Origin of the sequence: Marinobacter sp. MMG032 (genome assembly GCF_040112695.1) — a bacterium.
Classification (GTDB): domain Bacteria; phylum Pseudomonadota; class Gammaproteobacteria; order Pseudomonadales; family Oleiphilaceae; genus Marinobacter; species Marinobacter salsuginis.
The window spans coordinates 3,114,425-3,129,981 of the sequence record NZ_CP157802.1 but is presented as its reverse complement, the minus strand read 5'-3'; the positions used below and the strand labels follow the sequence as shown (position 1 = coordinate 3,129,981).

The following is a 15,557-nucleotide window of genomic DNA, read 5'->3' as shown; positions in this document are numbered from 1 at the left end:
CCCGAGAGGATCGGGGGCCACCCGGACGGGCGGCCCCTACCGGATCAGAGCGCCGCCTGGATGGCCGCTGCCAGCTGATCGGTGGCCGTGGCCGGATCCTTGTTATCGGAGTTCACGAAGTTGGTGACAACGTCAAAGATCTGGCCCTGCACATAGCTGGTGGTGGCCAGGCCATGGGCAAAGCTGGGCACCAGTCCGCCGTCGTCAGCACTGCTTTTGAACGTGTCCATGGACGCCTGGGCGCAGGTGTCAAAGCCGGACATGTCCATGTCGGTACGGACCGGGATCGAGCCCTTGGCCTTGTTGAACACGGTCTGGAACTCTGGCTCCATGATCGTGCGGGCCAGGTCTTTCTGCGCCATGGTGTTGTCCTCATCGCTGAGGCTGAACATGGCGAACGAGTCGACGTTGAAGGTGAACTGCCCACCAGTACCCGGGGCCGGGGCACAGATGTAATCCTCACCAGGAGTCAGGCCAGCAGCAGTGAACTCTCCCTTGGCCCAGTCGCCCATGATCTGCATGGCCGCCTCGCCTCGAATAACCATGCCGGTGGCGGTGTTCCAGTCTCGGCCGGCTGCATTGTCATCCACGTAGCTCATCACCTTGGCAAACTCGGCGAAGACCTCTTCCATCTGTGCGCTGTTAATCACGTCCATGTCGTGCTCAACGAAGGCGCTGGCAAAGTCTTCCGGGCCCATGACCGCGAGAGCCACGGCCTCGAAAACCGTTGCGTCCTGCCAGGGCTGGCCACCATGGGCCAGGGGAACAATGCCATCGGCTTTCAGCTTCTCGGCCGCGGCGTAGAATTCTTCGAGGGTCGTGGGCAAGGAAACTCCGGCGTTCTCAAGTACCTCCGGGTTGGCCCAGAGCCAGTTAACCCGGTGCACATTCACGGGTACGGCGACATAGCTGTCCTCGTACTGCATGACATCGGCAATAACCGGCGGAATCAGCTGATCCCAGTTGTTGGCCTCGGCCACATCATCCAGGCTGGTGAGAAAACCCAGCTTGGCCCACTCCCGGATATCCAGGCCTTTGATCTGGGCGGCAGCCGGCGGGTTGCCGGAAACAGCGCGGGTCTTGAGCACAGTCATGGCCGCCTCACCGCCACCACCGGCCACGGCAAAGTCTTTCCAGGTGTGGCCCTGCTCTTCCATCATTTCTTTCAGTGCAGCCGCGGCCCGAGCTTCACCACCAGCGGTCCACCAGTGCAGAACTTCTACTTCGCCGGCCTGGATGGCCTGGGTGGGAAGCAACGCTGCAGATACGGCTGCAGCAGCAAGCGTTTTTTTGAACTTAGTCATGGTCAATTCCTTCCTGTTTTGTTGTCCAGATCAGGTTCAGAACCAGATTTCCATCTGGGTACCAAAGGTCCACTGACTGCTTTCGAAATCACTGTCGACGCCAAGTGCATCGCCAGCAGCGTAGGTTTCAAGCTCGTCATCCCAGGTGGAGTAACTTGCAAACACGCGGATTTCCGGACGGTTCCAGAACCCGCCGACCTGGGGCTTGAAGGTGGGCGCTACCGTAAAACGGCTGTAGTCGCCATCCACGGAATTTCTACCCTGGTAGCCGAGGGTGGTGAGATCCATGGTCTGCCAGGAGGCCTCGTACTGCATTTCAAAATTCGCACTCAGCTCCTGGGCAACACGGGCATTGAAGGTCAGCCACTGGTATTCGTCGCCCTTGATGTAACGGTCCTCACTGGTTTCCGCCAGAATCGCCGGGGCAAACCGCCAGCTTTCGCTGAGATAGGTGGTGCCGTACACAGCAACACGGGTGCTGACTGCATCCTCATGCAGGTCGCCATCAGCGCCGATGTTCTTGGTTTCGGCCCCCAGGCCAGTGCCGTGGATGACCGCGGCCTTGAAGTTACCGTCTGACAGCCCGAAGAAACTGTCCCCGTGATACGCCAGCATGGTGTGCAAGCCGGTTTCGGCGGCTTCAGTGACACCACCAACCACGCGGAGATCGTTTTCCTGGGCCTTCATGCCATTGATCAGAAACTGCACGTTACCGAAGTAGTTATTGGCGGTAAGGATCAGGTTGTCTGTGTCTGATGTGATGTCCTGGTCCTGAATGTCGGAAGGGAATTCCAGAAAGCTTCGGCCGTAGAGGGAGAAGTTGGACTTTACGCCGTCCGCAAAGGTCACGTCGTAGACGCCCGCGCCCAGACCACCCAGAAAAACGATGTCGCTGTCGAGCCAGTGGATATCGAAATTCAGGTCCCGGTCAAAACGCTTGCCAGCCCAGATCGCCGCCTCCTCGAAAACACCGGAAAAACTGGCCAGGTTACTGAATTCCACGTAGGCCTGACGAACGTTCAGTGCGCCATCGCCGGCGGTCCAGTCATTCGAGGACGTTGTGGAATCGGCGATCATCAGCCGGTAGTGGGATCTGGTACCGTTCTCGGCCACCTGTTTGTAGTTCAGGATGGCTTCAAGGTAGGTATCAGGCTCATTGCCGAGGCGGCCCACAGCGCCACCAACGGAGCCTGCGGGGGTCAGGTAAGGACCACCCTGTGCGCTTTGCAAGTCGCCATTGAGAAGCAGCCCGGACCGGGCATAGGTATTGAACGAAAAGCCCTCCAGGCCACTGGCCTTCGGCTCCACCTCGGCCAGCTGTGCCTCAAGGGCCGCGAGCCGCTCTTCGACCGTCTGGTCCTGGGCCTGCGCCTGTCCGGCCATCAGACCCAGCGATGCTAGGCCAACCGCAGTGGGCAACAGGCGTGCGATAGGTGTTCTTTTTGCAGGGGTAGTGCCATCGATAACATTGAGCATTCTTGACTCCTTGTTTTTGTTTTATTGGCAACGATGGAGTCTATGGCAAGAAACGAACACTCTACGTATCAAAGGGAAATAGCCATGTAACAGGGTTGTTACATGGGCTGTCAGTGGCGCGGCAAGCTAAGTTCAACATGCAGCCCACCGGCGGAGCGGTTACTGATCTCCAGGTCACCGCCATGGCTTTGTGCGATGTTACGGGCTATTCCCAGACCGAGACCAAAACCCTGGTGCTGGTTTTTATCCAGCCGGTAATAGGGCTCGAAGATGCGGGACAACTGTTCCTCGGAAACACCGGGGCCCTCATCCTCCACGTGGATCACCAGTTGGCCCGCCATGTCTTCAATTCGCACCAGGGCTTTGTTGCCATACTTGACGGCGTTATCCACCAGGTTTCCAAGGCATCGTTTCAGAGCCAGAGGCTTGCCCCGATAAGGGCTGCAATGGCCCTGCACGATCACCCTGTCGGGCCCGTCGCCCTGATAGGCTTCTGCCATTCCCCGAAGCATACGCTCCACATCCACGGGCTCGGCATTTTCGTGTATATCGGTGTCTTTCATGGACTGGAGGGCATTTTTTGCCAGTAGCTCCAGCTCATGGAGATCAGCCTCCAGGCGTTCGCGCATAACGTCGTCGTCAATCAGATCCACCCGCAAACGCAAGCGGGTGATCGGGGTTTTGAGATCGTGGGAAATGGCACGGAACAGCTGATTCCGGTCGCTGATGTAACTTTGCAATCGGCGACGCATGGTATTGAAGCTTCGGGTCACTGCCCGAATCTCAGCACTGCCCTTTTCCACCAGTGGGGGCTGATCATCCTCCAGGGGCAGATCCCGGGCGGCCTTGGCGAGCTTGCGTAACGGCCGTGTCTGTTGTCGTATCAGCCATGCCAGTACCGGGAACAGTATGGCGATCATTACCACCAGGAACAGGACCTGCTGCCCGGGTATACCCTCATCCTCAAGTGACACGAAGGGGGCCGGCAGTGCCGCGGCCAGGTACAACCATTCGCCGTCTGCGACTTCAACCTGGGTAACCAGGACCGGTGGATTCAGGGGCTCCAAGGTCAGTGCATAGTGGGCCCAGGACTGTGGCAGCGCATCAAGTGGCAGCTCAGTGTTCAGGATCCTCAAATCGGCTGGATCGACAAAGTCGACGTAGAGGTTGATCTCATTACCCAGTCTTTTGCGAAGTACCGTTTTGACCTCTTCCGTCACCAGCCGTTTCCGCCCAGTGTCGGGTAAAGGTTCCATATCGATACGCTTGTCATTGAGAGAGACAAAGAAGCGGGTCCCGCCCATGTCCCGTAGCTGATCGAGCACGATATGCCGGTATTCCAGCGGAAGCGAATTGAAGAACTGGGCCGTTGCAGCAGCCGACTGCGCCAGGTTACGGGTGGTGGCCACCAGACCCTCAACCTGCTGGGCCCGGAATGTGGCAATCCAGGCGGCGCTGGAAATAATCTGGGCACTCGCCATTGCCAACAGCGTAAGCAGAAGTACCCGCCCGAGCAGTGAGGAGGGAAACCAGCGCCAGTTTCTTTCTTCCGATCGACTTTCCCTACTCGGAAACATGGGTCACCGTTGCCGCCAGAAGGTAGCCGGCGCCCCGCACAGTCTTGATCAGTCTGGGATTACGCCCCTGATCGCCCAACCGTTGCCGTAAACGACTCACCGCCACATCCACCACCCTGTCCAGGGGCATGGATTCACGGCCACGGGTAACGTCAGAAATAGTGTCACGGTCCAGCACTTCATTGGGATGACTGAGAAACAGCTGGAGGAGGGCAAAGTCTGCACCGGACAGCGCTGTACCCTGCTGATTCTCATCAATCAGTTCGTGGGCCAGGGTATCCAGCCGCCAGCGATCAAAGACGACGTAGCGGGGGTTGTCGGATCGACTGAAACTCGCCCTGCGAAGGAGCGCCTTGACCCGGGCCTGAAGCTCCCGGGCACTGAAGGGTTTGGCGAGGTAGTCATCGGCGCCCAGCTCTAGCCCAACAACCCGATCAGTTTCGTCGGAGCTTGCCGTGAGCATGATGATCGGTACCCGACTGTGTTCACGAATCTGCCGGCACAGGGTGAAACCGTCATCGCCGGGCAACATGACATCCAGAACAATCAGGTCAACATGAGCCGAATCCAGCTGTTGACGCATCTGATCGCCGTCGCCCGCGGTCCTGACCTCATACCCTACCCGGGTCAGATGCTCCTCCAGCAGCTCACGGATCGCAGCGTCGTCATCCACTACCAGTATCGATGCTTTTCTTTCATTCATGGGTTGGACTTTGTTGTTATTCATACCTATCAGAATATGTCCTAACGTTGTGCAGCAAAAGCCCCACATTGGTGCTAGCCTGACGTTAGGATTGTCAACATCACGGATGCTGCCTTCACGATGAACCTTCGACTCGCTCTGAGTCTGACAACAATACTGTATTCAACCGTGTGTCAGGCCCAGCCTCCGACACTGAACCTCTACACTTTCGAAAGCCCACCCTATCAGGTGGCGAGCCAGGAAAAGGGTGGAGGCAATCGAATTTCCGGCGAAACCACAGACACCGTGGTTTGTGCCGCAAACCGCGCTGGCTGGGCAACGCGTATTCGGATTACGCCCCAGAATCGCGCCATACACTCGCTGGAACGCAACATGATCGATGGCTATTTTGCCATTGATCCCTCCGCAGAACTCGACAACATAGCCAGGCGCAGCGATCCCGTGGCTCTGGAGAAATGGTACTTTTTTACCGGGGGCAATAAAGCGTTTACCAATAACCTGCGAATCGGAGTCGTGGCCGGCAGCAACGAAGAAGCCTGGCTGGAATCCAACGGCTATGCCATTTTCCTGAGCGTGTCTTCGCCGTCGCAGTTGCTTGCGCTGCTCAAACGGGGCCGGATCGATACGGCACTGATGGATGAGCGCGTGATGAATCGTTTGCGTTACGAAAACGATTCCGAAGCCACACGACTCACCGCGCACTTTGTCCGTTACGCGCCGCTTTACCTGTACCTGAGCGAAGCCTTCGTTTCCGACTATCCTGATTTTCTTGGCACTTTCAACCGTACTCTGAACAGTTGCATGGCCGGTCAGCTCGCACTGTCCGAAGAGGAAACACGCCGCATCACGGAACTATCGGGGCGCCTGTTCAAAGAAATGAACAGCGTTCTGGACATCAACCAGATCATTGAGGCAGGCCCCAGGCAGGAAAGCTTTACCGATGTGATGACCATCGACAGTCAGTGGCAAGCGCTGGTGCCGGTCACAACGCCGGATCTCGCCGAAAGGATCCTCGCTCTGCCGGGCTCGAGGGCACTTCTCGCCTGGCAAGAGTCTCACCGAGGCCTTGTTACCGAGGTGATGCTGATCAACGACATGGGAACTCTAGCGGCGATGAGCCAGCTAACATCTGACTACTGGCAGGGAGACGAACCCAAGTTCCAGAGGGTAATGGAAAACCGGGTCACCGGCACCGAAGCCGAAAGGCGGCTGTACATATCCCCGATTCGCTATGACACCTCCGCGGCAAGGTTTCAGGTAACTGCCAGCACAACGGTGTCGCCTGACAATGGCGAGGCGGCTATTGGTGTTATCGTGATTGGACTCAGTATTGAGGAAGCTCTCAGCGACTCTGAGAAATACTGATCATTGTCGTCGCTTTCTGCGGTCACCGCGAAAAATCATGGTGGTCCCACCTCGCAGGCCAGCACCAGGGCCCAGAATTCCGAGAAGTCATTGACCACCACATCCGGCTTGTCCGGGTGTTTGTGGGTGCCGGGGAAAATCTTGTTCAGCCAGGGCAGATCCCACTGGGCCCCGTTGAAGAATACCGAAGTCAGGCCCGCGCGTTTTGCAGCAATCACGTCTGTCGTGCTGTCGCCCACGTACCAGACACTCGGGTCCGGGGGATAATCCAGCTTCTGAACCGCCAGCAGCAACTGATCCGGGTGCGGCTTTCGCAGGGGCGTGTCATCACCGCAGACGTCGACATCAAAAAGATGGGTCCAGCCGGTGTCCTCCACCGCCGCCAGTTCATGCTCGAAAAACTCGCGGTCCCGGTTGGTAATGACTCCCACCTGAATACCCAGGCGCCTTAAGCCTTCCAAAACCTCTCGGACCTTCGGCTCAAAGGCCTTCACAGTACCGTAGTGTTTTCGGTAGTGGTGATTGAACGCCTGGTGGGCGATCTGCTTGGCTTCCTGGTCGTCCCCGAACAGCACCTCGAAAATGTCGGTCCGGGAAATCTTGCGGTCTGCTTTCACCTTCGGGTGCAACTTGGCAAACTCCCGGACATAGGCAACCAGCTTCACGTCTTCCGGGGTCTTGCTGTCTTCCGGCGCTACCATGCGGTCCATCAGTTTGAGTTTGTGGAAATCCGGGAGCATGTCATCCACCGCGTGGTACATGGCGTCCAGGGTATCCACCAGGGTGGCGTGCCAGTCGAACAGGATGACCGCCGGGCGAATAAGCTTGACCACCGCCGGGTGCCAGTCCGGCTCAATGCGGGGTTCCGGGCGCTGTGGCGGCGGGAAGGGTCGTGGGCGAACCTCGGCAGGCGTCTGTTCAAAAACTTCCGGCTGGCTCCGTTCAAGCAGGGCCAAGAGGTCCATCAGGTCTTCAAAGCTGTCCAGAATGGCCGCGGGGGCGTCCCGGTGGGAAAACCAGCTGTCTATTCGACCGGACTCCCAACGGGCCCCGTTGTAGAAAACGCCCGACACGCCCGCTTTGTTGGCGGTGAGCATGTCAACGTAGCTGTCACCCACGTACCAGGCCTTTTCATCGGCCGGAAGATCGAGCTTCTCAAGCGCCTTCAGGATCACCTCCGGGTCGGGTTTGTACTCGGTGACATCATCGGCGCAGACCGTGGCATCAAACAGGTTGCGCCATCGGCCCTCGTCCACCGTCTGTAATTCCCGGTCCAGAAACTCCCGGTTCCGGTTGGTGGATACCGCCAGTCGGATTCCCATGGCCTTCAGGGCGGAGAGGTATTCGTATGCGCCAGGCTGGAACGGCTTTACCTGACCGAAGTATCGCCGATAGGCCTCGTTATAGGCCTTGTGGGCGATCAGTTTGGCTTCTTTGTCATCACCAAAGATGGCGTTGAAGATGTCGGTCCTCGACACCCGACGCTCCGCCAGGATCCGTGGATGCAGCCGCCGGAAAATCCGGATGTAGCGCACCAGGCGCGCATCGTCCGATGTTCGGCACTTGTCCTCGGGCAGCAGCCGTTCCACCAGCCCCAGATCCTCCAGCTGCGGCAGCATGTCTTCCATGGCACTGAACATGGCATCGTGAGTGTCTACCAGCGTGCCGTGCCAGTCGAAGATCAACACCGACGGCGCTGAAATGGAATCGCAGAATCGGGCCATGCCCCGCCTCCGTCAGAAGTTTCCTGAAGCCGGCCTTGAAATCCGCCGCCGGGCCGGCAAAACTCGGCGGTACTGACAAGAAAGATAAACCCGGTTGCCAGTGCGTGCACGCATCGAGTCCGATCCATGCCAATATCGAGCTACCTGCTGCCCTACGATTTTTCGCCTCTGACCCTGCTCAGCTACATGCTGGTGCTCGGATTTTATGGTGTCGCGCTTCTGAAGATGCCGGAGAAAGACCGGCCAGGATCGGGCCGGATTATCACGTTCACACTCGGGGTCATGCTCTGTTACGGGGTGATGCAGACCCGATTCGACTACTACTCCCAGTACATGTTTTTCGTTCACCGGGGGCAGCATCTGATTCTTCATCACCTGGGGCCAATACTGATCGCGCTATCCAATCCGCTGCCAGTGATGCGCTTCTGGTACCAGAAGATGTCACCGTCTTTGCGCTACTGGCTACAACCATTTGGCTGGATTTACCGGGTATTGCAACAGCCCTTTATCGCCTCGTTTCTGTTCGTGGGCCTGATCTATTTCTGGCTCTGGCCGCCCATCCATTTTGACGCCATGCTTAGCCGGCAGCTCTACTGGATCATGAACTGGAGCATGTTGCTGGATGGTCTGCTGTTCTGGTGGCTGATCTTCGACCCCCGATCGCCGGCCATTACCAACGCATTGGGTTACGGCAAGCGTATTCTGCTGCTAGCGCTGGTGGCCATTCCCCAGATGGTACTCGGGGCCTGGATCGTCTTTTCCCGGGGCATGGTGTACGACGTGTACGAAGTCTGCGGCCGGGCATGGCCCATGCCTCCCGAAACCGATCAGTTATTGGGCGGTCTGCTGACCTGGATCCCCCCGGCCATGATGAGCATCATCGGCATTCTGATCGTGCTCCGCCGGGCCATGCATGAAGATGGCAAATTTCCCAGGCGCCGCTCTCTGGCAGGAGGAAACGCATGAATAGAACGCTGTCACTGTGGTTCGTCTTCATTGCCCTGATACTCGCTGGCTGCGCTGGCGATGAGAAAAGCTGGCACGGCAAGGACATATCGGGCCTGATGCCCGAGCTCCAGTTCCAGCTGGAGAGCACCGATGGGAAAACCGTGACTCCTGATGACTCACAAGGCAACATTCGGCTGGTGTATTTCGGCTTTACCTCCTGCCCCGATGTCTGCCCAACCACGCTGACCGATCTGCGCCGCTCGGTTCAGCAACTGCCCGAAGAGTATCATGACGATGTCACCACCCTGTTCGTCAGCGTTGACCCGCGCCGGGATACCCCCGAACGCCTGGCCAGTTACGTAAGCTTCTTCGGGGAAGGAATCGTTGGCCTCACCGCCGAAGAACCCACGCTTCGAAAGCTCGCCAAACGCTACCGGACCACCTTCGGTTATGACCAGCCCGACGCCAACGGCAACTACAACGTCTCCCACAGCAGCGCCGTTTATGTGTTCGATCACAGGGGCAACGCCCGGCTGCTGCTGCGCCCCGGCCTATCGCCTGAGCAGATCAGCGAGGATCTGGCCCAGCTGGCGAAGGAGTCAGGTTAATCTGACTCTTGACCCTGTAGCTACTACAGGGTTTTGAATGCTCACCAGACGCATCAGAAAATGGAGAGCAGACAATGCACAGCCACCACGATCACGGTCACGGGCACGGCCATGCGCAAAATTTCGACACCCACAACCGCTCGTTTGCGCTGGCCGTCGTGCTCAACGTGGTCTTTGTTGCCATCGAGGCAGTCTACGGTGTCCTGTCCGGATCCCTGGCCCTGCTGGCTGATGCCGGCCATAACCTGAGCGATGTGCTGGGCCTCATCATGGCCTGGGTTGCGAGCTGGATGGCCACAAAGAAAGCGACCGACCGGAACACCTACGGACTGAAAAAATCCACGATCCTGGCAGCCCTGTTCAATGCGCTTTTTTTGATCGCAGCCGTTGGCGGCATTGCCTGGGAAGCCATTGGCCGCTTCAGCGAACCGGCGGAGGTTACCGGTTTGACCGTCATCGTGGTCGCCGGCATCGGGGTCGTTATCAATGGCCTCACGATGCTACTGTTCATGAAAGGCCAGGAGGGTGACCTCAACATCCGCGGCGCGTTCCTGCACATGGCTGCAGACACGGCGGTGTCCGTTGGCGTTGTGGTTGCCGGACTTGTGATCATGTTTACCGGCCTCAACTGGATAGATCCTCTCGTAAGTCTCGTGATCGCAGCCGTGATCTTTCTGGGAACCTGGCGGTTGCTGAAAGATTCCCTCAATCTGGCAGTGGACGCGGTACCGAGAGAGATCAACCCGGAGCAAGTTCTCGATAGCCTCAAGGAACTGCCCGGCGTTCAATCGGTTCATCACCTCCATATCTGGGGGCTAAGCACAACGGAAAACGCCCTCACGGTGCATCTGGTAAAGCCTGACCCGGCCAGTGACGATAAGGTCATCGAGCAGGCCACCCGCATGCTGGCAAGCGACTTCAACATCCATCACGTGACCATCCAATGGGAGCGCGAGGCCGGTAGTTGCCCAACACTTGCCTACTGCTGATCCCCGCGTGTGAGCCGGACGTACTATGGCCAGAAACCTGAACGGAGCCCGCTAGTGCCCCACAAAAAGCTCAACCTGCCCGAAAAGACCTGCCCGGTCTGCCAGCGGCCCTTTAAGTGGCGGAAAAAATGGGCCAAAGACTGGGACAACGTGCGCTACTGCAGCGAACGTTGCCGGCGTGAAAGGAGCGCATCGTCATGACCACCGTGGTGTGGTTCAAGCGCGACCTTCGCACCCGTGATCATGCCCCGCTGGTGGCGGCAGCCGCCCTGGGAGAGCCGGTCATACCCTTGTACGTCATCGAAGATGAGTACTGGCAACTGCCGGACACCAGCGGCCGCCAATGGGCGTTTATCCGGGATTCTCTGGACGACCTGGACCGGCAGTTGCGCAAGGCCGGCAGTCAGCTGCTGGTACTGCGAGGGTCGATGATTGATGCCCTCAAGCAAATTCAGGCCCACCAGCCAATTAACCGCATCTTCTGCCATCAGGAAACCGGCGGGCAGTGGACCTACGAGCGTGACAGGTCGGTGATTGGCTGGTGCTCGGAGAACCATGTGGAGTTCCGGGAGTGGAACCAGTTTGGCGTGGTTCGTCGCCTGAGCGACCGGGATGTCTGGGACAGGGCCTGGACCGAGCTGATGCGGCAACCGTTGCAGGACGCTCCGACTGTAATTCCGACATCGGATACGTTGAAGACCCTTTGCGCTGGCGACAATCACAAGGCTTTTGAAGTACCTGACGAGTGTCCGGACCGCCAGATGGGTGGGAGCGCAAGAGGCGAAAAGCTCCTGACCTCGTTCCTGGATCGCCGTTGCGTCGGCTACCAGTACAACATCTCCAGCCCGAACACCGCCGTAAGAGCCTGCTCGCGCCTGAGTCCGCACATTGCCTATGGCACTGTCAGCCTGCGGGAGGTCTACCAGGAGGCCAAGAGCACCGGCAATCACCGCAACACCCTGCCCAGGAAAAAGAAAAGCCTGACCAGCTTCCGGTCCCGGCTGCACTGGCACTGCCACTTTATCCAGAAACTGGAAGATGAGCCCGAGCTGGAATTTCGGGCCATGCACCGGGAAATGGAGGCGCTTAAATCGGGACCTAACGATTCCGAGCGCCTGCAGCGCTGGCAGGAAGGCCAGACCGGCTGGCCCCTCGTGGACGCCAGCATGCGCGCACTGGCCCATTCGGGCTGGATCAATTTCCGGATGCGCGCCATGTTAATGGCAATCGCCAGCTATCAGCTCTGGCTACACTGGCGGGACCCGGCCCTTCATCTGGCCCGCCTGTTTACCGATTTCGAGCCGGGCATTCACTATTCACAGACCCAGATGCAGTCTGGCCTGACCGGCATCAACGCCCTTCGCATCTACAACCCGGTGTTGCAGAGCCAGAAACTGGATCCAGAAGGCGAATTCATCCGGCGCTGGATCCCGGAGCTGTCGGGCGTGCCCAGTGAAATGATCCACACGCCCTGGCTGATGACTCCGGCCCAGAAAGAGCGTTATGGCGGCAATACCTACATCTCACCGGTGTGTGACCATGAGCAGGCGGCCCGGGTTGCCCGCAAGGCGGTTGGCGACTTTCGCAAGCAGCACGTCAGCAAGGCAGAAACAGACCGGGTGCTGGTCCGCCACGGCAGTCGCAAGGGGCCTGTCCAGAAACGCCCCGGCGTGCCAGCGAAGCAGCCGCCCGATCAACTGTCACTGTTTGACTAGAGGGCAGGAACACATCAGTTGCGGTTCATTTGCCGCTGATGCTCCAGCATTTGCTCCATCATCATCTGCATCTGGTTCATCCGGTTCTCCATCATCTGAAGACGCTGCTCGTTGTCCATCCCCGGACCACCAGAGCGATTCCCCTGGGCATTACCGGACTGCTTTTTACCCTGGCCCTGATTATTCATCATGCCCTGGTTGTTCATCATGCCCTGGCCATTACCCATCATTCCTTGGCCACTGCCCATCATGCCGGGGCCCATCATGCCGCCACGCATCATCTGCATGTGCTCCTGCATGTATTCCATGTGTTGCTCGCGCAGTCTCTGGCGTTCAGCGTTGGAATTGGCATTCCGCATTTCCTGCATCATGGCCTGCATCCGTGCCATGTTTTCATTCATCTGCTGCACTTGTTCCTCGGTCATCATGCCGCCGCGAGGCATTTGCCCCGAGTTTCCCTGTGCAAAAGCAAAGGCAGGCAAAGCAACGAGCACGGAACACGCTACAAAACGGGTTAATCTGTTCATAAGATCCTCCTTATCGGCTGCAACTCTGTGCATCCTTCTCAGTAAAGACCATGAAACTGAATTGAAACTGAAAATTTGACCGCTGGTTCGGTTTAGCCCCTTCTTGTTGACCTATGTCATTCGGTTAGAAGGCGATTCGCGCACCAACAACGGCAAACCAGTCTTCGGTACTGCCGCCCTCGGCCTCAGCCAGGTCGGCGGTGTCGCCGTATTTGCGTTCGTGCACCACACCAATGTAGGGAGACACGGCCCGGTCGATGAGGTCATAGCTCAACCTGAGGCCGGCCTCTGTTGAGCTAAGCCCCTTACCCAGGCCAATCTCCCGATCCTCACTGAATGCCACCGTTGCATCCAGAGCAGCGGAGAGAATCCAGTGATTGGTGAGCAACAACTCGTATTCGGCATCTACCTCCGCCGATGTATCTCCCTCATCACTGACGTACAGGCTCGCGTCCACTTCGAACCATTGTGGCGCCAAGCCGGTTACCCCAAGAACCGCATAGGTGCGATCGGGTCCTTCCGGCGTGTCGAACCGAACGCCCGCCTTGGCATCGAAAAACTTGGAGATGGGCGTCTGCGCAACCAGCTGGTTTTCCAGGCCCTCATAGGCCTGTTCTTCGATGGCATACTCGCCCTTACTCAGCCAGCGGAACTTGAGCTCGTCGGTGCCATAGAACACGTCAGATTTCCAGACACCAAGCTCCTCATCCGAATCGCTGTAACGGTACTCCAGCTCCTCGAATTGAACACCCCAGGTCGCCAGGGGCTGCTTACGGGCAGTGGTGTCCTGGATCATGGTCTGGGCCGTAACCGGCGTTGACACTACCAACGAGCTCAATAGCCCCAGCGTCAGGAATTGCACACGGCTCATGCTTCACCTCCATTCTCGGCAACAGCGTCAGTTTTGGCCTGAGTCGTGTCGGGACCACCCTCGACAATCACCTTGCGGAACATACCCGCGGCGGCGTGGTAGGAAAGATGGCAATGGAAGGCCCACTGTCCCGGCTCGTCCACCTCGGTTTCCATATAGACAGTGGTGCCAGGCTGAACACTGATGGTGTGCTTGATGGGGTTCCACTGATCGGCGCCGACATCAAGAATGGACCACATGCCGTGCAGGTGCATGGGATGAGTCATCATGGTTTCGTTCACAAACTTGAAGCGGACACGTTCGCCATACTGCAGGCGGATCGGGTCAGCGTCCTCGTATTTCACACCGTTGATGCTCCAGGTGTAACGCTCCATGTTGCCGGTGAGCTTCAGCTCGATCTCGCGAGTCGGTTCGCGGTCCTCATAAAGGGGGTTCTGTGCCCTGAGATCGGCGTAGGACAGGAACTTTCCGCCGTTGGCGGCGACCGGCACAATTCCACTGCCTTCGGCGTAGAAAGGATCGCTGGCACCATTGCTGGACATCATCATGCCGCTGTGATCCATGCCCGCCATGTTTGAATGATCCATCCCCGACATCTCAGACCCATTCATACTTCCCATGGCAGAATGGTCCATACCCGCCATATCACCGGAACCGCTCATATCCATGCTTCCGTGATCCATGCTTCCATGATCCATACCGTGCATGCCGGCCATATCCGCCATGGTCAGCCGAGCCGGATCGCGCAATTCGGGAACCACACCTTCCATGCCTTCTTCTGGTGCCAGTGTTGCCCTTGCATAACCCGAACGCCCCATGGATTCAGCAAAGATGGTGTACGCCTGTTCATCGCGGGGACGAACGATGACGTCATAGGTCTCAGCCACGCCGATGCGGAACTCGTCCACGTTTACGGGCTGGACATTGTTGCCGTCAGCCTGAACCACCGTCATGTTCAGACCCGGGATACGAATATCGAAGTAGGTCATTGCCGACGAGTTGATAAAGCGCAGCCGGATTCTCTCTCCTGGCTCAAAAATGCCCGTCCAGTTCTGGCCAGGACCCTTGCCGTTGATCAACGCGGTAAACCCCTGCAGGTCCTCGACATCCGCCTTCATCATCCGCATATCGCCCCAGGCCATCCGGTCCTTCAGGGTATTCATGAAGCCATGCTCGGCGGCATCGGAGAAGAACTCACCAACGGTCTGCTGCTGGCGGTTGTAGTAGTCCGGCATCATCTTCAGGTTGCGCATGATGCGATCCCCGGAGTGCGGGTGTTTGTCAGTCAGCTGAACCACATATTCGCGGTCATAACGGAACGGCTCGCGGCCTTCCGGTTCGATAACAATGGCACCGTAGGCACCATCCGGTTCCTGAAACCCGGAGTGGCTGTGAAACCAGTAGGTGCCTGCCTGTTGGATGGGGAACCGGTAGGTAAAGGTTTCACCCGGCTTGATACCCGGGAAACTGATGCCGGGCACGCCATCCTGTTGATAGGGCAGGATAAGCCCGTGCCAATGGATGGAGGTCATTTCATCAAGATTGTTGGTGACATTGATGGTCACCTCTTCGCCCTGCTTGAAGCGCAGAACGGGTCCCGGGGATTCGCCGTTATAGCCAATGCCCTCTTTGACAAAATCGCCGGTATCAATCTGGACCCGGTCCACTGTCAGGTTGTATTCACCAGCCAGGCCAAACGCCGGCATCAGCAAGGCCGCAAGGCCTGCCAGAAAGGATTTCTTCATGGTTG

The 15,557-nt window shown here is 58.0% G+C and carries 14 protein-coding genes; 6 read left to right on the top strand and 8 right to left on the bottom strand.

Features of this window, described 5'->3' with window-relative positions:
• Positions 1 to 44 precede the first annotated feature (44 nt).
• From ABNF92_RS14320 to ABNF92_RS14305, 4 genes are all read right to left on the bottom strand, one after another.
• Entirely contained in the window at positions 45 to 1,304 is a 1,260-nt protein-coding gene (locus ABNF92_RS14320) for an ABC transporter substrate-binding protein (RefSeq protein ID WP_069181801.1), read from the bottom strand.
• A 36-nt stretch (positions 1,305 to 1,340) separates the two neighbouring features.
• Positions 1,341 to 2,780, bottom strand: a complete 1,440-nt coding sequence (locus tag ABNF92_RS14315; protein ID WP_349342510.1) for a carbohydrate porin — start codon at positions 2,778 to 2,780, stop codon at positions 1,341 to 1,343.
• Positions 2,781 to 2,890: 110 nt separating this feature from the next.
• Positions 2,891 to 4,357: an ATP-binding protein gene (locus tag ABNF92_RS14310; protein WP_349342509.1), complete on the bottom strand. Its 1,467-nt coding sequence runs from the start codon at positions 4,355 to 4,357 to the stop codon at positions 2,891 to 2,893.
• A complete protein-coding gene (locus ABNF92_RS14305; protein ID WP_222465308.1) occupies positions 4,344 to 5,060 on the bottom strand; it encodes a response regulator transcription factor in 717 nt (238 codons plus the stop codon). The genes ABNF92_RS14310 and ABNF92_RS14305 overlap by 14 nt, the downstream gene beginning before the upstream one ends.
• A 120-nt stretch (positions 5,061 to 5,180) precedes the next feature.
• Between ABNF92_RS14305 and ABNF92_RS14300 the strand changes: the two genes are divergently transcribed.
• Entirely contained in the window at positions 5,181 to 6,425 is a 1,245-nt protein-coding gene (locus tag ABNF92_RS14300) for a transporter substrate-binding domain-containing protein (protein WP_349342508.1), read from the top strand.
• 35 nt (positions 6,426 to 6,460) lie between these two features.
• Here the strand turns inward: ABNF92_RS14300 and ABNF92_RS14295 are convergent, their stop codons facing one another.
• A complete protein-coding gene (locus ABNF92_RS14295; protein ID WP_349342507.1) occupies positions 6,461 to 8,149 on the bottom strand; it encodes an HAD-IA family hydrolase in 1,689 nt (562 codons plus the stop codon).
• A 126-nt stretch (positions 8,150 to 8,275) separates the two neighbouring features.
• On the opposite strand from ABNF92_RS14295, the gene ABNF92_RS14290 reads away from it, so the two are divergent.
• The 5 genes from ABNF92_RS14290 to ABNF92_RS14270 all read left to right on the top strand — a co-directional run bounded on the left by ABNF92_RS14290 (position 8,276) and on the right by ABNF92_RS14270 (position 12,409).
• Positions 8,276 to 9,115, top strand: a complete 840-nt coding sequence (locus ABNF92_RS14290) for a cytochrome c oxidase assembly protein (protein WP_349342506.1) — start codon at positions 8,276 to 8,278, stop codon at positions 9,113 to 9,115.
• Positions 9,112 to 9,705: an SCO family protein gene (locus tag ABNF92_RS14285; RefSeq protein ID WP_349342505.1), complete on the top strand. Its 594-nt coding sequence runs from the start codon at positions 9,112 to 9,114 to the stop codon at positions 9,703 to 9,705. Before ABNF92_RS14290 ends, ABNF92_RS14285 begins: the two co-directional genes overlap by 4 nt.
• A 74-nt stretch (positions 9,706 to 9,779) precedes the next feature.
• Positions 9,780 to 10,694 (top strand): cation diffusion facilitator family transporter, encoded by a 915-nt coding sequence (locus ABNF92_RS14280; RefSeq protein ID WP_349342504.1) that lies wholly within the window; start codon positions 9,780 to 9,782, stop codon positions 10,692 to 10,694.
• 54 nt (positions 10,695 to 10,748) lie between these two features.
• Positions 10,749 to 10,895: a DUF2256 domain-containing protein gene (locus ABNF92_RS14275; RefSeq protein WP_083231714.1), complete on the top strand. Its 147-nt coding sequence runs from the start codon at positions 10,749 to 10,751 to the stop codon at positions 10,893 to 10,895.
• Positions 10,892 to 12,409, top strand: coding sequence for an FAD-binding domain-containing protein (locus ABNF92_RS14270; protein WP_291906587.1), 1,518 nt, complete (start codon positions 10,892 to 10,894; stop codon positions 12,407 to 12,409). Before ABNF92_RS14275 ends, ABNF92_RS14270 begins: the two co-directional genes overlap by 4 nt.
• Positions 12,410 to 12,423: 14 nt before the next feature.
• Here the strand turns inward: ABNF92_RS14270 and ABNF92_RS14265 are convergent, their stop codons facing one another.
• From ABNF92_RS14265 to ABNF92_RS14255, 3 genes are all read right to left on the bottom strand, one after another.
• Entirely contained in the window at positions 12,424 to 12,936 is a 513-nt protein-coding gene (locus ABNF92_RS14265) for a hypothetical protein (RefSeq protein WP_069181809.1), read from the bottom strand.
• A 124-nt stretch (positions 12,937 to 13,060) separates the two neighbouring features.
• Positions 13,061 to 13,807, bottom strand: coding sequence for a copper resistance protein B (locus ABNF92_RS14260; RefSeq protein ID WP_349342503.1), 747 nt, complete (start codon positions 13,805 to 13,807; stop codon positions 13,061 to 13,063).
• The gene (locus ABNF92_RS14255) at positions 13,804 to 15,552 is read right to left on the bottom strand and encodes a copper resistance system multicopper oxidase (protein WP_349342502.1); all 1,749 of its coding nucleotides are present in this window, start codon (positions 15,550 to 15,552) and stop codon (positions 13,804 to 13,806) included. Before ABNF92_RS14255 ends, ABNF92_RS14260 begins: the two co-directional genes overlap by 4 nt.
• Between the last annotated feature and the right edge of the window lie 5 nt (positions 15,553 to 15,557).